This is a genomic window from Dactylosporangium sp. NPDC050588, assembly GCF_040654975.1.
In the GTDB taxonomy this organism is placed as follows: domain Bacteria; phylum Actinomycetota; class Actinomycetes; order Mycobacteriales; family Micromonosporaceae; genus Dactylosporangium; species Dactylosporangium maewongense.
The window spans coordinates 1-18,424 of record NZ_JBFAJA010000061.1 but is presented as its reverse complement, the minus strand read 5'-3'; the positions used below and the strand labels follow the sequence as shown (position 1 = coordinate 18,424).

The following is an 18,424-nucleotide window of genomic DNA, read 5'->3' as shown; positions in this document are numbered from 1 at the left end:
CCATCCCGACCATCCCGATCGGAGGGACTTCCCGATGCCCGAGCAGCCGAAGCAGGTCGGCGGTGGGCGCCGCGCCGTCGGCGACATCGCCCCGAAGCTCGCTGAGCTCACCGACGACGTGCTCTTCGCCGATGTGTGGAACCGCGGCGAGCTGGCCGCCCGCGACCGCAGCCTGGTCACCGTCGCGGCCCTGGTCGCCGGCGGTGACGCCGAGCAGCTGCGCTTCCACCTCGGTCGCGCCAGGGAGAACGGCCTGACCGAGACCGAGCTCGTCGAAGCCATCACCCATCTCGCGTTCTACGCCGGCTGGCCGAAAGCCATGACCGCGATCACCGTCGCCAAGCAGGTCTTCGCCGGCTGACATCACATCCACGGAGGAGCAGCACCATGCGAGCAACCGTCCTGCACGGCCCCCGCGACGTCCGCGTCGAGGACCGCCCGGACCCGGCCGTCGAGCAGCCGACCGACGCGATCATCCGCCTGGCCGCGGCGTGTGTCTGCGGCTCCGACCTGTGGCCGTACCGCGGCGCCGACACGGTGAGCGAGCCGGCGCCGATGGGCCACGAGTACGTCGGCGTCATCGAGGCCGTCGGCACGCAGGAGTCGATGCTGCAGGCCATCCGCGCCACCCGCGCCGGCGGGCACGTCGGCTTCGTCGGCGTCTCCCACGACGTCAGCCTGCCAGGGCGGGAGCTGTTCTACTCCGGCGTCCACCTGCACGGCGGGCCCGCTCCGGTACGGCGGTTCCTGCCCGAACTGATCGACCTCATCACCAGCCGGACGATCGACCCGGGCAAGGTGTTCGACCTGACCCTCCCGCTCGAGCAGGCCGCCGAGGCGTACCGGGCGATGGACGAGCGCCGCGCGGTCAAGGTCCTCCTGCAGCCCTGAGGCGCGGTATGACCCGATGCTGTGGGCGGCCGGGCGGGCGCCTACGGCCGGTCGGCGTCCGGCAGCGGCAGCACGAAACCGAGGTCGTCGCCGGGGTCCGTCCAGGGTGCTTCGCGGTCGAGCATCCCGGACAGCCGCTCCACCTCCGGCAGGAGGCGCGCGGCGAACAGGAGCTCGCCGAGGCCCACGCACGCGGCGGCGACGACGAGGCCGGTCGCCGGTGCGACGGCGACCGTCATCGCGGCGACCAGTCCGCACAGGGCCCGCATCCGCAGGCAGCTGCGGGCGAGGCTGGGGAACTGCGCCGCGGCCCCGGCGTCGCCGGCCGCTGCGACACCGAGGGCGAGGCTGATCGCCGCGACCGCGACCGTCGGGTCGTACGCCGGCAGCTGGATCACGATCACACCGGCCACCGCCAGCAGCGCGGCACCGGCCTGGAACCATCGGGCGCCGCCGTACCGGGCGCGGAGCAGCTGCCCGCCGCCGAACCGGCCGAGCGCGACGAACAGCAGCCATGAGCCGACCGCGGCGGCGCCGAACGTCCGTACCGACGACGGCCACACCATCGCGAAGACCGCGAGCAGCAGGCTCAACAGGCCGAAGCTCGTCACCGCCCACCAGCCGAGCACGCCGTTCAGTGGACCGGCCTGGCGCCCCGCGGCGCGCAGCCAGACGCGGGCCTGCCGCGGTGCGGCCCGTAGCGTGGCCACGTCGATGGGTCGCATGAGCCGCCTCCTTCGATCGGGGTCGGCTACCTGGTACCCGCCGCGCCGGTCGATCGAACGCTCTGCGGTGCGGACAGGACAATCGTCCCCGGATCCGGTCATGCGGGCCACGGATCCGGGTGCACGACACCCGAACGGGGCCGCGCCGCCGGCGGTCAGACCGTGGGGCGGTCCACCCGGTACACGTGGTGCCGCCGGTCGTCGATCGGGTTGTCGGGCTCCAGCTCGGCGTGGGCGACGCGGACCAGGCCGGCCTTCTCCAGCATCCGCCACGACGCGATGTTGTCGGCGTGCACCGGCACGATCACGCACTCGGCGTCGCCGTGCTCGGCCCACAGGTGCTCGAGCGCCGAGCGGATCATGCGGGTGCCGATCCCGCGCCCGACGTCCGCCACGTCGCCGATCAGGTAGTCGATCGTCATCGCCCGCGGCGGCACCGCCATGGTCTGCGCCATCTCCCGCACGTATTCGGGGTAGTCGTGCCAGAACGAGCGCTGCACCAGCCCGAGCGGTGCGCCGTCCAGGAGCGCCAGGAGGTCCTCGTTGGGCTCCTCGCGGCGGGCGGAGGGCCCGAAGTCGCGCTCCACGGCCTCCGCCGACGTCTCGTGATTCCACCACCGGGCCACGTGCGGTGCCGCCAGCCACTGGGCGAGCAGCGGGAAGTCCCGCGGGGTGACGTGCCGCCAGGTCATCATGGCGCTGACGGTAGCAGCATCGCCTTACCGTCAGCATAGAATATTCCGCATGCATGACGTGGAGCTGCCGATCCTGGGCACCGAGCCGCTGGTGGTGGAGTTCGCCAACACGCTGCACGGCGGCGAGGACTTCCTCGGCACGGCCGAGCTGTCCAGGCTGTGGTTCACCACCGCCGGCGCGCGACCGGCACGCGACGCGGCCGCGGTCAGGGCCCTGCGGGACAGCATCCACGCGCTCTTCACGGCGGCGGTCACCGGCACCGCACCACCCGCCGCCGCGATCGCGCACGTGAACGCGGCCGCGGCGCAGGCGCCGACGTACCCGCACCTGGTCCGGCAGCCCACCGGCGAGCTGGTGGCGGACAACCGGGGCGCCGCGACCGGCGACGCGGCGCTGCTCGGCGCCCTGGCCGCCGCCTGCGCCGGACTGCTCACCGACGGCCGGGCCCGCCTGCTGCGCCGTTGCGAGACCCCGGACTGCTGCCTGTTCTTCGTGCAGCACCACCCGCGCCGCCGGTACTGCCACGAGTCCTGCGCCCACCGCGACCGGCAGGCCAGGTACTACCGCCGCCGCACCCCGTCCTGAAGCCGCTGCTCGGACGGTGTGCCGCAGGTCCGCAGCGACGCCACGGTCGGGAGGACCTCCCTCGGGGCGGGGCGATAGCCTGGCGCCGGGCACCGGTGACGGTCGATGTTAGGCTAAATCAATTCGATGGATAAATTCCTCCGGGCGGGCGAGCAGAGGATGGCGATGGGCAGACAGTTGCCGATGCGGCGCGGCACCAACCTGCCGCGCATGGGCGACTTCAACGAGTCGGTGGTGCTCGACGCGATCCGCCGGGTCCCCGAGGGGCTCAGCCGGGTCGAGCTGATCGAGTCGACCGGCCTGTCGGCGCAGACGGTGTCGAACATCTGCCGGCGGCTGCTGGACTCGGGGCTGGCCCACGAAGCCGGCACGCGGGTCACGGGCAGCGGCAAGCCGCGCCGGTTGCTGCAGGTCAACGCCGAGGCGCGGTACGCGGTCGGGGTGCACCTCGACCCGGCCGTCGTGACGATGGTCGTGCTCGACCTGCTGGGCCGGGTCGTGGCCCGCGCGCAGCGGCCGACGCCGCCGGCCGCGGATCCGGACCACACCCTTGCGGAGATGGGCGACTCGATCAACGCCCTGGTGGCCGAGTCCGGGGTGGCCCGGGAGGCGATGCTCGGGCTGGGCATCGCCGCGCCGGGCCCGGTCGACGTGGCGGCCGGGCTGGTCATCGCGCCGCCCGAGCTGGTCGGCTGGGGGCGGGTGCCGCTGCGCGACCACCTCGCCGGGGCGACCGGGCTGCCGGTGCTGCTCGACAAGGACGTGATCGCCGCCGCCGTCGCCGAGCGCTGGGCGGGCGCGGCCACCTGCACCGGCAACTTCCTGTTCTTCTACCTGGGCACCGGGTCCGGCATGGGGCTCGTCGTCGACGATGTGGTGCTGCGCGGACTGTCCGGCAACGCCGGCGAGGTCGGTGGGCTGTACGCCGCCTGCACCACGAACGCCCTGGTCGCAGAGGCGATCGAGGAGGGCGTGCTCGGGCCGGAGTCCAAGCCGGCCGGTCCGCGGGACGCCGAGCAGAGCCTGCGCGCGCTGTGCCGGCAGGCCAAGGCCGGCAACCGGACGGCCGGTGAGATCATCGACCGCTGGGCGGTGCGGGTCGGCCGGGGGGTGAGCGCCGCGGCGACGCTGGTGGACGCGGAGATGATCGTGTTCGGCGGGCCGATCTGGCCGCTGCTGGCCGACCGGTTCATGGCGATCGTCCCCGGCATCGTGGAGAGCTCGCCGTTCGTGGAGCGCATCCATCCGACGGTGGTGACGACGACCGGGCTGGGCATCGACGTCGGCGCGATCGGCGCCGCCTGCCTGGTGCTGGAGCAGTTCCTCTCCGCCCAGCCCCATTCGCTGCTGCTCGGCTGAGAACGGCGGTCAGGGCCGTTCCGCGGCGCCGTCGACGCCCCGGACGAGGGCCCAGCGGTCGTGCCGCAGCGGCGGGGGAGCGGGGTGGCGGCGCGCCGCCGACTCGTCGAAGTCGACGCCCAGGCCGGGGGACTCCGACGGGTACAGGACCCCACCGACCGGCACCGGAGCGCCCGGGAACACCTCGAGGGTGGCGTCGTGGAACCGGGCCGCCTCCTGCACGCCGAACGCGGGCGTCGACACGTCGAGGGCGACGTTGGCGGCCTGCGCGACCGGGCTCACGTCGCCGGGACCGTGCGGCGCGATCCGGGCCCCGAACAGCTCGCACGCCGCGGTGAGCTTGCGCGCCGGGGTCAGGCCGCCGAGGGTCGGGATGCGCAGCCGCACGAAGTCGATCGCCCGCGCGGTCAGCAGCGGCAGGAACTGCCCGACGTCGTCGAACAGCTCGCCGACGGCGAGCGGCACCGAGCCGGCTGAGCCGGCGGCGAGCCGCGGGAAGTGGTCGCTGTCCTCGGGGGCGAGGGCGTCCTCGAGGAAGAACAGCCGCGCGCCGGCGAGCGCGGCGACCAGCCGGACCGCCTGGGCCGGGGTGAGCCGCTCGTGCGCGTCGTGCAGCAGCTCGACGCCGTCGCCGACCCGCCGGCGGACCTCGGCCAGGGCGGGCGGGACGTGCCGCAGGTACGCCAGGGGGTCCCACGCGCTGCCGGTGGACGCGGTGCCGTAGTTCTGCACGCCGGGCACCGCGACCTGGACCCGGACGTGCCGGTAGCCGGCCTCGGCGGCCGCGAGGACGTCCTCGGTGATGCGGGCCGGGTCGTCGCCGTCGACGTGGGTGTAGGCCGCGGCGCCGTGCCGTGCCCGGCCGCCGAGCAGCGAGTACAGCGGCAGGCCGGCCGCCTTGGCCTTGAGGTCCCACAGTGCGACGTCGACGGCGCCGAGGGCGTTGCCGGCGATCGAGCCGCCCCGCCAGTAGCCGGAGTTGCGCAGCAGGCGGTGGATGTCCTCGATGTCGCCGGCGTCGCGGCCGAGCAGCAGCGGGCCGAGGTAGTCGTCGAGGACGGACCGCACCGCCAGGGTGCGCTGCGGATCGCTGGCGCAGCCCAGGCCGTACAGGCCGGGCTGGTCCGTCTCGACCCGGACGATCAGGTACGGGCACCCCTGCGGCCCGCACAGGAACGTGCGCACCCGGGTGATCCGGGCGGCGTCCACCGGGGCGGGCCAGGGGGCCGCAGCGATGAGTTTCGAAGGATCGTACCGAAGTTCGTCCATGGATTGACAGAGTACATCAATTCGATTTACGTTCTCGGCAAGTGGCGTCCGTCGATGGCGCCCCAGACGCGAAGGCCGCGCGATGACACCCCCACGAAGCGCGTGGCGGCCGGCTCTGGCCGCCCTGATAACCCTGGCCCTCGCCGCGACGGGCACCGCCGCGTGCGGCGGCGACGACACGTCCGGCGGCGGCAAGACGCTGACGATGTGGACGTTCAAGCAGTCGCACGTCAAGGCGCTGCAGAAGGTCGCCGACTCCTTCGCCAAGGAGTCCGGCATCACCGTGAAGGTCGAGGCCTACGGCCCCGACGACGCGTTCGTCACCAAGGTGCAGGCCGCCGCACAGACCAAGAACCTGCCGGACCTGCTCGAGGTGCACACCAACGGCGACGACCTCGCGTTCGGCGCCCCCGGCCTGCTCACCGACCTCGCCAAGGACGTCGACGACGCGTGGCTGGCCGGCTACCTGCCGGCGATCCGCCAGGACGGCGTCGTCACCGAGCAGTACTACAAGCAGTCCCTCGCCCAGGACGCCAAGACCCACGGGATCAAGCTCGGCCAGCGCTTCAGCGTCCCGCTGACCGTCGGCACGTTCGGCATCGTCTACGCCAACAAGCAGCGCCTCGCCGACGCCGGCGTCACCGGCGCCCCGGCCACCTGGGAGGAGTTCATCGCCGCCCTGGGCAAGGTCAAGGCGAAGTACCCCGACAACGGCGGCGTGAGCATCGGGTTGAAGGCGCCGACGACCGGGCTGGAGTGGTTCCTGCAGCCCATGGCGTACGGCCTGCTCGGCGCCGACAAGTTCCACGCCCTGTTCGGCAAGGACAAGGCCGGCACGTTCTCCTCCCCGGCCGGCGTGCAGGCACTGCAGACCTACGGGCAGGTCCAGCCGTACTGGCACCCGGGCACCCAGAGCCTCGACATCGACGCCGCCGACCTCGCCTTCGCGCAGGGCAAGTCCACGTTCGACATCGGCGGCACGTTCACCCTGGCGTTCCTGGCCCAGAACGGCATGGACGCCGGCAACGTCATCACGTTCCCCGTGCCGGTGCCGGCCGCCGGTGCCATCAAGAACATGACCCTCGCCCCGTTCACGCTCACCGGTGTGTCGGTCTCCTCGACCACGAAGAACCGGGCCGGCGCCATCCAGTGGCTGAAGTACCTCGCCAAGGCCGACGTCTCCGCCATGTTCGCCAAGGAGGCCCTCGACGTCCCGCCGACCGACCTCGGCGCCGACCCGGCCGCCGCCGTCGGCCCTGCCCTGGGCGCGATGATCAAGGCGTTCGGCTCCGGCCCGTCGGCGTACAACCCGGGCGACACCACCTACCGGCCCAACAGCTACGACGGCCCCACGGTCGCCTCGGCGCTGATGGACTACACGCCGCTGGCGAAGAAGTCGGCCGAGCAGGCCGGCGCCGAGATGACGAAGGTCATCGACTCCTACTGGGCCAAGCAGTAATGACGGTGGCGAGTCAACCGAAGCGGCGGGCCCCGGGCGAGGCGGTCTGGGGCTACGCCTTCGTCCTGCCCGCCATCGGCCTGTTCCTGGTGATGGGCGTCTACACCATCGTCTACGGCTTCTCGCTGAGCTTCGCCACCTGGAACGGCTTCCAGCCGCACTGGATCTGGGTCGGCCTGCAGAACTACGCCGACCTGCTGTGGGCCAGCCCCCGCTACGCGCCACGGGTGCACCAGGCGGCCCTCAACACGTTCTGGGTGATGCTGGCCGTGCCGGTGCTCACCGTCGTGGTCAGCTTCCCCCTCGCCGTGCTGCTCAACTCGGTGCGCCGGCTGCGCACGCTGCTGCGCTCCGTGTACTTCGTGCCGCAGGTGACCGCCGGCATCGCCGTGTACTTCGCATGGCAGTACGTGCTGCAACCCGACGGCGCCGTCAACGCGCTGCTCGGCGCGCTCGGCCTCGGCAGCCTGCGCCAGCCGCAGGGGTTCCTGGGCAACCCGGACACCGCGCTGGCCACGCTGATCGTCATCACCGTGTGGTCAGCGGTGCCGGTGTCGATGATGCTGTACCTCGCGGGCCTGCAGGCGGTCGACCCGGCCCTGACCGAGGCGGCGCAGATCGACGGGGCAGGGCCGTGGCGGGTCACCCGCGACATCGTGTGGCCGCTCGTGCGCCCCATCACCGCGATCGTCGTCCTGCTGTCGTTGCGCGACTCGCTGCAGGGGTTCCAGACGTTCCTCATCATGACCAACGGCGGGCCCGGCAACCACACCAACGTGCTCGGCCTGGAGACCTACCGGCTCGCGTTCCTTTCCCAGCTCGACCCGACGCTCGGCCTGTCCAGCGCGCTGGGCTGGATGCTGTTCGTCGCCGCGCTCGTCCTCGCCGCGGTCAACCTGCGCGTGATGCGGCGGGCCACATGACCGCCGCACGCGCCTGGGCGGCGCGGATCGTCGTCGGCGCGCTGTTGCTGCTGTACGCCGCGATCAGCCTGTACCCGTTCCTGTGGATGGTCTCGGCCGCGTTCAAGGACCAGTACGAGGTCGTCGCCGGCGGGCACCTGATCCCGCACCGCCCGACCCTGCGCACGATCGTCGACACCTGGCAGGAGCTGCACTTCTTCGACTACTTCCTCAACAGCCTCAAGGTCACCGCGCTGACCGTGGTGCTGGTCCTGGCCATCTACGCCGCCGCCGGCTACGCGTTCGCGGTGCTGCGGTTCCCCGGCCGCACCGCGCTGTACCGGATGTTCATGGCGTTGCTGTTCGTCCCCGGCGTCGCCGTCCTGCTGCCGATCGTGCTGCTGGAGAACCGGCTCGGGCTGCTCGGCGGCCACTGGGGCCTGATCCTGCCGTTCGTCAACGGCTCGGCCCCGCTGGCCGTCCTCATGCTCACCAACGCCTTCGAGGCGGTCCCGGCCGAGCTGCGCGAGGCCGCCCGCGTCGACGGCGCCGGAGAGCTGCGCATCTTCGGCACCATCTACCTTCCGCTGGCCCGGCCGGTGCTCGTCACCATCGCCGTGCTGACCGCGATCCCGACGTGGAACGAGTACCTGCTCACCCGCGTCTCGCTCAACGACCCCGACACGTACACGCTGCCGATCGCCCTGCAGAACCTGCAGTCGGGCGCGGTGCAGCACTACAACGTGCTCATGGCCGGCGCGCTGATCGTGGTCATCCCGGTGATCCTGCTGTTCGCCGCCGCGCAGCGGTACGTCGTCAACGGCCTCATGGGAGCGGTGAAGGCATGACATCCCGCAGACTTCTGTTCCTCGTCCTGCTCGTCGTGGCGCTCGTCGCCCCCGGCACCGCCGCGGCCGCCGGACCAGGGCCGGTCATGTATCCGCGCGGGGTCGGCGCCGACCTGGGCCCGGTCCCGAGCACGCTCGGGCTGTCCGTGCGCGCGGGCGACACCGCGACCGGGCTGCGCACCGGCACCCTCGACGGCAAGGGCTACTGGCAGACGCAGGTGGCCGCGGGCACCACGTACCTCGGGCTGACCGCCGACACCGGCTACGCCGCATCCGTCGCGGGCGACGGCCTGGTCGTGGTCGTCACCTACCACGACGACGGGACCGGCGCCCTGACCCTGCGCACCGCGGCCGGGCAGACGACGACGACGGTCGCCGAGCTCGCCGGCACCGGCACGTGGAAGCTCGCCGCCATCGGGCTCGCCGGCGCCGACCTCGCCGCCGGTGAGCTGCGGCTCGGCGGCGCCGCCGACATCACCGTCGCCCAGGTGCGGATCACCGCGAGCGGGCCGCAGGCGGTCCTCGGCCCCACCGCGTCGGACACCGGGCTGTCGGCCCGGGCCGGCGACAACGAGGCGGGGCTCGTCACCGGCACGGCCGCCGGCCGCGGCTTCTGGCGCACCAACGCCGCCGCACCCGCGCCGGGCACCAACTACGTGTACCTCAACGTCGCCGACGGCTACGCCTACGACACCCGCGACATCGTCCTCGTCAGCGTCGACTACCTCGACTCCGGCGGCGGCACGCTGTACCTGCACTACGACTCGCCCGGCGAGAGCCTGCCCGACCGGTTCAAGCCGTCGGCGGCCGTCACGTACGGCGACACCGGGCAGTGGCGCACCCACGACTTCGTCCTCGACGACGCCGTGCTCACCAACCGCACCAACGGCGCCGACCTCCGCATCACCCACGACGGGTCCCCGGTCGAGCTGACCATCGCCGCGGTGCGGGTCACCGTCGTGCCGCGGCAGCTGGACGCGAAAGCGGGGCTGCGCGACCTCGTCACCGCCGCCGACCTCGCCCACTACGCGGCCCGCGAAGGCAGCCGCGACGGGCAGTTCCCGGCCGGCGCCAAGGCCACCCTGGCCGCCGCGATCGGCCGCGCCCGGGCCGTCCTGGACGACGCCGCGGCGACCGAGGAGCAGGTCCGCGCCGCGCTGCGGGACCTGTACGACGTCCTCGGGGCGTTCCGCTCGTCCGCGGTCGACACCGACCTCGCCCGCGCCGCGCTGCTCACCGCGAGCGGCACCGCCGCCGGGTCGGCGCCCGGCAACGCCAACGACGGCGATCCCGGCACCGTGTGGACCAGCGGCGGCACCGGCGCGTGGCTGCGTGCCGACCTCGGCGCCGCCCGCCCGGTCGACGAGGTGTTCGTCCGGTGGGGCGGCGCCTTCTCTCCCGACTACCGCGTCGAGCTGTCCACCGACGGCGTGCGGTACACCGAGGCCGGGCACAACGGCGGCCAGGCGGTGCGCACCCGCTTCGCCGAGACGACCGCGCGGTATGTGCGGCTGAGCGTCGCCGGGTACGCCGCCGGGCTCGACCACGTCGACGTCGCCGCGTTCGAGATCCGCGACCGGCGCACGGTGACGCCGTCGCCGCGGCTCGTCGACACCCGCTTCCCGACCGGGGACGTCGTCGTCGCCGACTTCGACGCGACCGCGTACGGCGCGGACGGCACCGGCCGCCGCGACGCCACCGCCGCCCTGCAGGCGGCGCTGTGGGACTGCTACGACGCCGGCGGCGGGACCGTGTGGCTGCCCGCGGGCACCTACCGGGTCACCGGCACGGTCGAGGTGCCGGCGTTCTGCACCCTGCGCGGCGACCGCCGCGACCCCGACAGCGGCGGCGGCTTCTACGGCACCGTCGTCAGCGCCGACCTGCCGGCCGGGGACGCCGGCCCGGTGCTGTTCCGCATCGGCGGCAGCGCCGGCGTCGTCGGGCTCACCACCTACTACCCGCGGCAGAACGCGGCGGCCCCGGTGCACTACAACTTCACCTTCGAGATCCCCGGCAGCGCCTGGAAGGGCGCCTCGGGCGCCGACGAGAACTACATGATGAGCACCGTCGCCGAGGTGACGATGCTCAACTCGTTCCGCGGCATCGGCATCAGCACCATGCGCGACGAACGCGGCCGCCCGCCCGGCAACGGCCAGACCCACGAGTCGGCGACCGTGCGCGACGTGCGCGGCACCGTGCTCTACCGCGGGGTCGAGGCGTACAACGGCGCCGACGTCGGCACCTGGGAGGACGTCCGGTTCAGCAACGCCTACTGGGCGCAGGCGCCGGACGCGTACCGGCCGCCGGCACGCTCCACGGTGGACGCCTGGACCCGGGCCAACGGCACCGGGTTCGTCCTCGGCGACCTCGAGTGGGACCAGTTCACCGGCCTCGCCGCGGCCGACTACCGCATCGGCATCCACGTCGTGGCCGGGCTGCGGGCCGAGTTCACCGGCGTGTTCGACCGGGTGCGCATCGAGCGGACCGGCGTCGCGCTGCAGGTCGACAGGTTCGACGAGCGGTGGGGTCTGGCCATCGCCGGCGGCCAGTTGCGCGGCGACGAGGCGGCCGTGGTCAACAACGGCGCCGGCTACGTGAAGCTCACCGGCACGCAGGTGAGCGGCGCCGTCCGCGGGACCGTGCACCAGATGGACGGTGCGCTGCCGGACGACGACGGCAGCCGCACCGCCACCCACCCGGCGCGGCGGGTGCTGTTCCAGGCGGACGCGCCGCACGGCAACGGCTATCTGCCCGCCGCGGACGCCACCCCGGCGATCCAGCGGGCCCTGGACAAGGCCGGTCGCGGTGGCGGCGTGGTCTACCTGCCCGCCGGCTGGTACCGCCTCGCCGGGCGACTCAGCGTGCCCGCCGGGGTGCAGCTGCTCGGCGCCTCGCCGGTGCCCAACCGCGACGAGGACGGCCGCAGCGGCGGCACCGTGCTCTGGGCCTTCGCCGGCCGGGGCAGCGCCACAGCCGACACCGACCCGGCCGCGATCACGCTACGGGGTGACCGGGCCGGTGTCGCCGGGCTGCGGGTGTTCCACCCGGAGAACAGCCCCGCGGCACCCGGCGGTCTGGTGCCCTACCCGTACGTCGTGCGTGGCCTCGGCGACAGCACGTACGCGGTCAACCTCGGCCTGCCCAACGCCTGGAACGCGCTCGACATGACCGGCGACCGGTTCCTCGTGCGGAAGATCAAGGGCACGTTCGTGCGGCACGGCGTCACCGCCCGCGGCGCCGACGGGCACGTCGAGGGCGTGCTGTCCAACGGCAACACGTTCGTGCGCACCGGCTTCGCCGTGCCCCGCTGGGTGCTGGGCGCCGACCTGTTCCCACAGGTCATCGACGCCTGGACGCGCACCAACGCCGACCTGGTGACGGTCGACGGTGCCCGTCGGCTGACGGTCGCGGGTGCGTTCGGCTACGGCCTGCACAACGGCCTCGTGGTGAAGTCCGGTGACGTGCGGGCGGTCAACCTCGGCACCGACAACCTCGGCGGCGACGGCCACACCGTGCGGGTCGACGGCGGGCGGGCGAGCGTCGTGAACCTCATGCGGTACAACGGCGCGACGAGCCAGGGCGCCGTGACGCTGTACAACGTCATGGTCATCAACATCGTCGAGCACGCGGTGACGGCCGTCCCGGACGGCGCCGGCACCGTCCGGCTCACCGGGAACGCGACCCGCCCCGGTCACTACGAGCCGGGAACCGTGGTCACCGCGGTGGCGCGGCCGGCCCGGGGCTTCCGGTTCACCGGCTGGAGCGCCGGGGGAGTCGTGGTGTCGACGGCGGCGACGTATCCGTTCACCGTCACCGCCCCGGTCGCGCTGACCGCCACGTTCGTCGCGGACGCCACGTGAAGATCCTGGTGACCGGCGCCGCCGGGATGCTCGGCGGGGCGGTCGTGGCCGGTCTGCGGGCCGGCGGGCACTCGGTGCGCGCACACGACCGCACCCCGCCGGCCTCCTCCGCCTCCACCTACGCCTCCTCCGCCGACGAGACGGTCGTCGGGGACCTGCGCGGCACCCGCCTGGACGGGCTCGTGGCCGGGATCGACGCGGTCGTTCACGCGGCCGCGATCCCGGCCCCGGTCGAGCCCGACGTGTTCGACAACAACGTCGGCTCCGCGTTCCACCTCCTCGAGGCGGCCGCGGCGGCCGGCGTGCGGCGCATCGTCTACGTGTCCAGCCTCTCCGCCGTCGGCCTGGCCTGGTCGGGGCGCGGCGCCTCGCCGGTGCGGCTACCGCTGACCGAGGACCACCCGTACGTCGGCGACGACCCCTACGGCCTGTCGAAGCGGGTCGGCGAGCTCGTCACCGCGACGGTCAGCAACCGGTGCGGCACCCCCGCGGTCAGCCTGCGCCTGCCGTTCATCGGCACCGGTGCCCGGCTGCGTCACCACCTCGACCACGTGGCCGCCGACCTCGGCGGCCACCGCGGCGACCTGTGGAGCTGGCTCGACACCCGCGACGCGGTCGCCGCGGTCGCCGCCGCCCTCACCGCGCCGCTGGAGGGGCACGCCGTGGTGAACGTGGCCGCGCCCGACACCACGGCGACCTTGCCGACGGCGCGGCTGCTGGCGGAGTATCACCCTTCAGCCATGCTCGCCGAGACGCTGGAGGGATACGCCGTGCCCGTCTCCACCCACCTGTGCCGGGAACTGCTCGGCTTCACGCCCGTGCACACCTGGCGGAGCTCGTGAGCACCGTCGTCGTGGTCCGCGGCGGCTGGGAGGGGCACCGCCCCGTCGAGGCCACCGACCGTTACGTGACCAGGCTGCGCCAGCTCGGGCACGAGGTCGTCACGTCCGGGACCCTCGACACGTACCTCGATGCCGACCTGCTGCGCCGCGCCGACCTCGTCGTGCACTGCTGGACGATGGGCACGGCCACCGGCGAGCAGGTCGCCGGCCTGGCAGACGCCGTGCGGGCCGGCACCGGACTCGCCGGCTGGCACGGCGGCATCATCGACTCGTTCCGCGGCTCGCCGGACTACCAGCGCATCACCGGCGGCCAGTTCGTGCACCACCCGGCCGAGTTCGTCACGTACGACGTCACCCCGATCGGCACCCACCCGGTCGTGGCCGGCGTCCCGCCGTTCACGGTGCACACCGAGCGGTACCAGGTGCACGTCGACCCGGCGATCGAGGTCCACGCCGTCACCGTCGTCGGCACCGTCGCGGTGCCGGTCGTGTGGACGACCCGCTTCGGCGCCGGCCGCGTCTTCGTCACCACCGTCGGCCACGAGCTCAAGGACCTCGAGGTCCCCGAGCACGACGAGATCATCATGCGGGGGCTGGCATGGGCGAGCCGCTGAAGGTCGGCATCGTCGGCGCGGGGAAGATCAGCCGGCAGTACACCACCACCCTGGCCCGCCTGCCCGGCGTCGCCCTGACACGGGTCGCGGACCTCGACGCCGACCGGGCGAGCGCCCTGGCCGCGGATTTCGCCGGGGTACAGGCGGTGCCGGTATCCGACCTGATTGCCGACGACGCCGTCGACCTCGTGCTCAACCTCACCGTTCCCCGGGCGCACGCCGAGGTGGCGCTGGCCGCGCTCGCCGCCGGCAAGCACGTCTACGGCGAGAAGCCCCTCGCCGCCACCACGCTCGAAGGGCGGGCGATCCTCGACGCGGCGCGCGCCGCCGGTCGCACCGTCGGCTGCGCACCCGACACCGTGCTCGGCACCGGCGTCCAGACCGCCCGTGCCGCCCTGGACGCGGGCGAGATCGGGGTCCCGGTCGCCGCGACCGCCTTCATGGTCACGCCCGGCCACGAACGCTGGCACCCCGACCCGGAGTTCTACTACGAGCCCGGCGGCGGCCCGCTGCTGGACATGGGTCCGTACTACCTCACCGCGCTGGTCACCCTGCTCGGCCCGGTCCGCCGCGTCACCGGCCTGGCCTCGACCCCGCGCGCGACCCGCACGATCGGCGACGGCCCCCGCGCCGGGACCGTCTTCCCGGTCCGCGTCCCGACCCACCAGACCGGCGTGCTGGAACACGCCGGCGGCGCGCTGACCACCATCATGATGAGCTTCGACGTGTGGGCCGGCCGCCTGCCGCGCATCGAGGTGTACGGCACCGACGGCACCCTGAGCGTCCCCGACCCCAACCACTTCGACGGCCCGGTGGAGGTGTTCACGTCCGCCTCCGCCTCGGCCTCGGCCTCGGCGTCGGGCGAAGGCTGGACGCGCCTGCCGGAGCGGGCCGGCTACCGCGACGCGGGACGCGGCACCGGCGTGGCCGATCTCGCCGAGGCGCTGCGCACCGGCGCGCCACCCCGCGCGAACGGCGAGCTCGCCTACCACGTCCTGGACGTCATGGAGTGCCTGCACACGGCGGCCGAGGCCGGTGCCGCGGTGACGGTCCGCAGCACCTGCGAGGTTCCGGCGCCGGTCCCGCTCGCCTGACGCCGGCGGCCTGAATGCGGTGCCCCGCACCGTCGTGACGGTGCGGGGCGCCGGGGATCGTGCTGTCCGGGACGGCGCCGGACGTCCGGCCGTGTCCGCCGGTGTCCGCCGGGGTCCGGAATCGACGTCGCGGCCCTTCGCGCATCGGCAAAGTGGCTCTCGCCGCTGACGCCGATCCTGAGGAAGCCGCCATGCCAGAGCTGCCCGAGCCGCCGAGTCTCGTCGCCGACCGGATCGACGCCTGCCGCCTCGAGGGCTGGACGGTCACCACCCGGGACATGTGGACCGTGCTCGACCCGCCCGGGCGGCCGGAGCGGGTGCAGGGCTGGAAGCTGCACGTGTCGGCGACCGTGTGGTCAGCGCCGGAGGTGCTGCGCCGGTGTCTCGACCTCATCGCGGCGACCGCGACGTCGTTCAAGTTCGCGAGCACCGCGTCGGACGTGCAGCGGCTCAACGACTTCCAGTGCCCCCGCGGGCAGTCCGGCAAGTTCATCACGGTGTACCCGCTGGAGCGGGCCACGCTCACCGAGCTGGCCGAGCGCCTGCACGAGGCGACGGCGGGCCTGCCGGGGCCGGTCATCCTGTCCGACCGCGCCTACCGCCCGGGCAGCCTCGTGCACTACCGGTACGGCGCGTTCGACGGCTTCCGGGTCCTCGGCAACGACGGCACGTACCGCGACTGCGTCCTGGACCCGGAGACGAACCCGGTCGAGGACAAGCGGCCGGCCGTGTTCGACCCGCCGGCGTGGGCCGAGCTGCCGTTCGCCGCGGATCCGCCGGCTGCCGGCGGAAGCGGCGGGGTGCTGCTCAACGACCGCTACGAGGTCCGCGGCGCGATCCGGCACGCGAACAAGGGCGGGGTGTACCGCGCCCTGGACCGCACCACCGGCGCCACCGTGCTGGTCAAGGAGGCCCGGCCGCACGTCGGCACCGACGCGGAGGGCCGCGACGCCCGCGACTACCTGCGGCACGAGGCCGCCATGCTGCGGCACCTGGCTGGGCTGGGCGTGGTGCCCGAGTTCGTCGACGAGTTCGAGCAGGGCGGCCACGCGTTCCTGGTCGAGCAGTTCCTCGACGGGCGGACCCTCGCCGAGACGGGCGGGGCGTCGGTGCGCGGCGCGGACGCGCCACCGGAGCCCGCGGACACGCTGGGCGTCGCGCTGCGGCTGGCCCGGATCCTCAAGGCGGTGCACGGGCGCGGCGTCGTGCTGCGCGACCTGAGCCCCAACAACGTGCTGGCGCTGCCGGACGGCACGCTGCGCCTGATCGACCTGGAGCTGTCCGCGCGGCGCACCGGGCCCGGGTCCGCGGATCCGGTCCACGGCGACGGCCACGGCACCCCCGGCTTCAGCGCGCCGGAGCAGTTCCGGAACGCACCCGTGGACGCCGCCGTCGACCTGTACTCGCTGGGCGCCCTGGTGCTGTTCCACGCGACCCGCCGCAACCCGCGACTGGCGCTGGACGAGCCGCCGCACCGGACCCTCGAGGAGCGCATCGCCGGCCGGACCGTCGCGCCGGCGGTGCAGGAGACGCTCGCCGATCCGGTGCGCCGGATCGTCACCGGGCTGATGCGCGCCGAGCCGGGCGAGCGCATGCCGCTCGCCGAGGTGATCGCCCTGGCCCGCCAGACCCCGCCCGCAGACGTCACCACGGACCGGCCGGACGATCCGGACGGCTGGTGGGAGGAGCTCGTCGGCGGCGTGCTCGGGCACCTCGCCGCGACGGTGACGCCCGACACCGGGCCCCGGCTGTGGCGGGAGTACGCGCTGGGCGAGACGGCCGAGCCGTGCGCCGTGCAGTACGGCAGCGGCGGCGTGCTCGCGATGCTCAGCGGCCTGCGCCGGCACGGCGTCGGGGGGACGATCGGCGGCCTCGTCGACGAGCTCACTCCGGTCGTGCTGCGGCGGCTCACCCGCCACCTCGACACGGTCCCGCACCGGCTGCCCGGCCTGCACTTCGGCTTCGGGGGCACCGCCTGGGCGCTGTTCGAGGCCGGCGCCGCGTTCGACCGGCCCGACCTCACCGACCGGGCGGTCGCCCTCGCCGAAGGGCTGCCGACGGTGTGGCCGAACCCCGACCAGACGCACGGCCTGGCCGGCCTCGGCACGGCGCTGCTGCACCTCGCGGCGGCCACCGGCAGACCGGGGACGGCCCGGCGCGCGGTCCGCTGCGCCGAGGCGATCCTGGCCGCCCGCGACCCGGGCGCGACCGCCTGGACGGTGCCGGCCGGCTTCGACTCCACGCTCGCCGGTCACCGCTCCTACGGCTACGCCCACGGCACCGCCGGCATCGGCGCGTTCCTGCTCGCCGCGGCCGCCCACACCAGCCGGGACGACTTCGCCGCCGCCGCCCGCGACTGCGCGGACGAGCTGCTCGCGGTCGCCGTCCGGCGCGGCGACGCGGCCTACTGGACCGACCGGCCCGGCTCGGCCTCGATGCACACCTGGTGGTGCAATGGATCGGCCGGCGTGGGCACGTTCCTGGCCCGGGCCTACGCGTACACCGGCGACGCCCGCTACGGCGAGGCAGCCGTGGCCGCCGGCCGCGCGGTCGTCGCGACCCGCTGCGACGTCGGCACCTCGCACTGCCATGGCCTGGCCGGCAGCGGCGAGTTCCTGCTCGACCTCGCCGCCGCCACCGGGCTGGACGAGTTCGCGGACTGGGCGCGGCGCCTGGCGGCCCAGCTGTGGGCCGAGCGGGTCTACCGCGACGGCCGGCCCGTGCTCATGAACGAGTCCGGGCACGAGTTCTCGGCCGCCTACGGCGTCGGCGCCGCCGGTCCGCTGGCGTTCCTCACCCGGCTCCGGCACGGCGGCGACCGCCTGTTCCACCCGCCGGTGACGGCCCCTGATCCCGGCGCGGTGTTCGCCGCGCCGTCCCCGACCGATCGGAACGCGGAGGAGGTGAAGATGCAATGAGCATCGATGTGATGGCGCTGCAGGCCGTTCCGGCCGACCAGGACGCGCCGAACGCCCCGGAGGCGGGCTGCTGCTCGTACACCTGCGGCGGGCTGTCCTGCGGCAAGACCTGCCAGACGAACTGATCCCGGCGCGGGCCCTCGGGTCCGCACCGTTCACGGACCCGTCGGAGCGGAGGAGGTGAAATCCAATGACCATCGATGTCATGGCGCTGCAGGCCGTTCCGGCCGACCAGGACGCGCCGAAGGCGCCGGAGGGCGGCTGCTGCTCGTTCACGTGCGGCGGCAACTCCTGCGGCAAGACCTGCCAGACGAACTGATCCCGGCCTGAACACCGGCGTGGGCCCGGCCGAACCGGCCGGG

The 18,424-nt window shown here is 74.0% G+C and carries 17 protein-coding genes; 14 read left to right on the top strand and 3 right to left on the bottom strand.

The window, feature by feature from the left end; all coding sequences use genetic code 11:
• Positions 1–34 precede the first annotated feature (34 nt).
• Complete coding sequence (locus AB0I21_RS36040; protein WP_360567965.1) at positions 35–361, top strand: carboxymuconolactone decarboxylase family protein; 327 nt, start codon at positions 35–37, stop codon at positions 359–361.
• 26 nt (positions 362–387) lie between these two features.
• A complete protein-coding gene (locus AB0I21_RS36035; RefSeq protein ID WP_360567963.1) occupies positions 388–891 on the top strand; it encodes an alcohol dehydrogenase catalytic domain-containing protein in 504 nt (167 codons plus the stop codon).
• Positions 892–932: 41 nt separating this feature from the next.
• Here the strand turns inward: AB0I21_RS36035 and AB0I21_RS36030 are convergent, their stop codons facing one another.
• Positions 933–1,616 (bottom strand): hypothetical protein, encoded by a 684-nt coding sequence (locus tag AB0I21_RS36030; RefSeq protein ID WP_360567962.1) that lies wholly within the window; start codon positions 1,614–1,616, stop codon positions 933–935.
• Between the two features lie 155 nt (positions 1,617–1,771).
• Positions 1,772–2,311: a GNAT family N-acetyltransferase gene (locus tag AB0I21_RS36025; RefSeq protein WP_360567960.1), complete on the bottom strand. Its 540-nt coding sequence runs from the start codon at positions 2,309–2,311 to the stop codon at positions 1,772–1,774.
• A gap of 49 nt (positions 2,312–2,360) precedes the next feature.
• On the opposite strand from AB0I21_RS36025, the gene AB0I21_RS36020 reads away from it, so the two are divergent.
• Together AB0I21_RS36020 and AB0I21_RS36015 are read left to right on the top strand one after the other, a co-directional pair.
• The gene (locus tag AB0I21_RS36020; RefSeq protein ID WP_360567958.1) at positions 2,361–2,897 is read left to right on the top strand and encodes a CGNR zinc finger domain-containing protein; all 537 of its coding nucleotides are present in this window, start codon (positions 2,361–2,363) and stop codon (positions 2,895–2,897) included.
• 165 nt (positions 2,898–3,062) lie between these two features.
• Complete coding sequence (locus tag AB0I21_RS36015; RefSeq protein ID WP_360567956.1) at positions 3,063–4,256, top strand: ROK family transcriptional regulator; 1,194 nt, start codon at positions 3,063–3,065, stop codon at positions 4,254–4,256.
• Between the two features lie 9 nt (positions 4,257–4,265).
• On the opposite strand, the gene AB0I21_RS36010 is transcribed toward AB0I21_RS36015, so the two are convergent.
• A complete protein-coding gene (locus tag AB0I21_RS36010) occupies positions 4,266–5,525 on the bottom strand; it encodes an enolase C-terminal domain-like protein (protein WP_360567954.1) in 1,260 nt (419 codons plus the stop codon).
• Between the two features lie 82 nt (positions 5,526–5,607).
• Here AB0I21_RS36010 and AB0I21_RS36005 point away from each other — a divergent pair, with 82 nt between their 5' ends.
• The 10 genes from AB0I21_RS36005 (at position 5,608) to AB0I21_RS35960 (ending at position 18,381) form a co-directional block, all read left to right on the top strand.
• The gene (locus tag AB0I21_RS36005) at positions 5,608–6,984 is read left to right on the top strand and encodes an extracellular solute-binding protein (protein WP_360567953.1); all 1,377 of its coding nucleotides are present in this window, start codon (positions 5,608–5,610) and stop codon (positions 6,982–6,984) included.
• Between the two features lie 5 nt (positions 6,985–6,989).
• Complete coding sequence (locus AB0I21_RS36000) at positions 6,990–7,907, top strand: sugar ABC transporter permease (protein ID WP_360567951.1); 918 nt, start codon at positions 6,990–6,992, stop codon at positions 7,905–7,907.
• On the top strand, positions 7,904–8,734 hold the full coding sequence (locus AB0I21_RS35995; RefSeq protein ID WP_360567950.1) for a carbohydrate ABC transporter permease: 831 nt from the start codon (positions 7,904–7,906) through the stop codon (positions 8,732–8,734). The genes AB0I21_RS36000 and AB0I21_RS35995 overlap by 4 nt, the downstream gene beginning before the upstream one ends.
• Positions 8,731–12,594, top strand: coding sequence for a glycosyl hydrolase family 28-related protein (locus AB0I21_RS35990; RefSeq protein ID WP_360567949.1), 3,864 nt, complete (start codon positions 8,731–8,733; stop codon positions 12,592–12,594). The genes AB0I21_RS35995 and AB0I21_RS35990 overlap by 4 nt, the downstream gene beginning before the upstream one ends.
• Entirely contained in the window at positions 12,591–13,436 is an 846-nt protein-coding gene (locus AB0I21_RS35985) for an NAD(P)-dependent oxidoreductase (RefSeq protein ID WP_360567948.1), read from the top strand. The genes AB0I21_RS35990 and AB0I21_RS35985 overlap by 4 nt, the downstream gene beginning before the upstream one ends.
• Positions 13,433–14,050 carry a ThuA domain-containing protein gene (locus AB0I21_RS35980; protein ID WP_360567946.1) on the top strand — a complete coding sequence of 206 codons (618 nt, stop codon included), beginning with the start codon at positions 13,433–13,435 and terminating at the stop codon, positions 14,048–14,050. The genes AB0I21_RS35985 and AB0I21_RS35980 overlap by 4 nt, the downstream gene beginning before the upstream one ends.
• A complete protein-coding gene (locus AB0I21_RS35975; RefSeq protein ID WP_360567944.1) occupies positions 14,035–15,144 on the top strand; it encodes a Gfo/Idh/MocA family oxidoreductase in 1,110 nt (369 codons plus the stop codon). The genes AB0I21_RS35980 and AB0I21_RS35975 overlap by 16 nt, the downstream gene beginning before the upstream one ends.
• A gap of 191 nt (positions 15,145–15,335) precedes the next feature.
• A complete protein-coding gene (gene lanL / locus AB0I21_RS35970) occupies positions 15,336–18,062 on the top strand; it encodes a class IV lanthionine synthetase LanL (protein ID WP_360567942.1) in 2,727 nt (908 codons plus the stop codon).
• Positions 18,059–18,187: an ALQxL family class IV lanthipeptide gene (locus AB0I21_RS35965; protein WP_344500146.1), complete on the top strand. Its 129-nt coding sequence runs from the start codon at positions 18,059–18,061 to the stop codon at positions 18,185–18,187. The genes lanL and AB0I21_RS35965 overlap by 4 nt, the downstream gene beginning before the upstream one ends.
• Before the next feature lie 65 nt (positions 18,188–18,252).
• Positions 18,253–18,381, top strand: coding sequence for an ALQxL family class IV lanthipeptide (locus tag AB0I21_RS35960; RefSeq protein WP_344500148.1), 129 nt, complete (start codon positions 18,253–18,255; stop codon positions 18,379–18,381).
• The last annotated feature ends 43 nt before the right edge of the window (positions 18,382–18,424 follow it).

Excerpts from the sequence above, each read along its gene's own strand:
- AB0I21_RS36040 (WP_360567965.1), top strand. The coding sequence starts at position 35 with ATGCCCGAGCAGCCGAAGCAGGTCGGCGGTGGGCGCCGCGCCGTCGGC.
- AB0I21_RS36035 (WP_360567963.1), top strand. The coding sequence starts at position 388 with ATGCGAGCAACCGTCCTGCACGGCCCCCGCGACGTCCGCGTCGAGGAC.
- AB0I21_RS36030 (WP_360567962.1), bottom strand. The coding sequence starts at position 1,616 with ATGCGACCCATCGACGTGGCCACGCTACGGGCCGCACCGCGGCAGGCC.
- AB0I21_RS36025 (WP_360567960.1), bottom strand. The coding sequence starts at position 2,311 with ATGATGACCTGGCGGCACGTCACCCCGCGGGACTTCCCGCTGCTCGCC.
- AB0I21_RS36020 (WP_360567958.1), top strand. The coding sequence starts at position 2,361 with ATGCATGACGTGGAGCTGCCGATCCTGGGCACCGAGCCGCTGGTGGTG.
- AB0I21_RS36015 (WP_360567956.1), top strand. The coding sequence starts at position 3,063 with ATGGGCAGACAGTTGCCGATGCGGCGCGGCACCAACCTGCCGCGCATG.
- AB0I21_RS36010 (WP_360567954.1), bottom strand. The coding sequence starts at position 5,525 with ATGGACGAACTTCGGTACGATCCTTCGAAACTCATCGCTGCGGCCCCC.
- AB0I21_RS36005 (WP_360567953.1), top strand. The coding sequence starts at position 5,608 with ATGACACCCCCACGAAGCGCGTGGCGGCCGGCTCTGGCCGCCCTGATA.
- AB0I21_RS35995 (WP_360567950.1), top strand. The coding sequence starts at position 7,904 with ATGACCGCCGCACGCGCCTGGGCGGCGCGGATCGTCGTCGGCGCGCTG.
- AB0I21_RS35990 (WP_360567949.1), top strand. The coding sequence starts at position 8,731 with ATGACATCCCGCAGACTTCTGTTCCTCGTCCTGCTCGTCGTGGCGCTC.
- AB0I21_RS35975 (WP_360567944.1), top strand. The coding sequence starts at position 14,035 with ATGGGCGAGCCGCTGAAGGTCGGCATCGTCGGCGCGGGGAAGATCAGC.
- lanL (WP_360567942.1), top strand. The coding sequence starts at position 15,336 with ATGCCAGAGCTGCCCGAGCCGCCGAGTCTCGTCGCCGACCGGATCGAC.
- AB0I21_RS35965 (WP_344500146.1), top strand. The coding sequence starts at position 18,059 with ATGAGCATCGATGTGATGGCGCTGCAGGCCGTTCCGGCCGACCAGGAC.
- AB0I21_RS35960 (WP_344500148.1), top strand. The coding sequence starts at position 18,253 with ATGACCATCGATGTCATGGCGCTGCAGGCCGTTCCGGCCGACCAGGAC.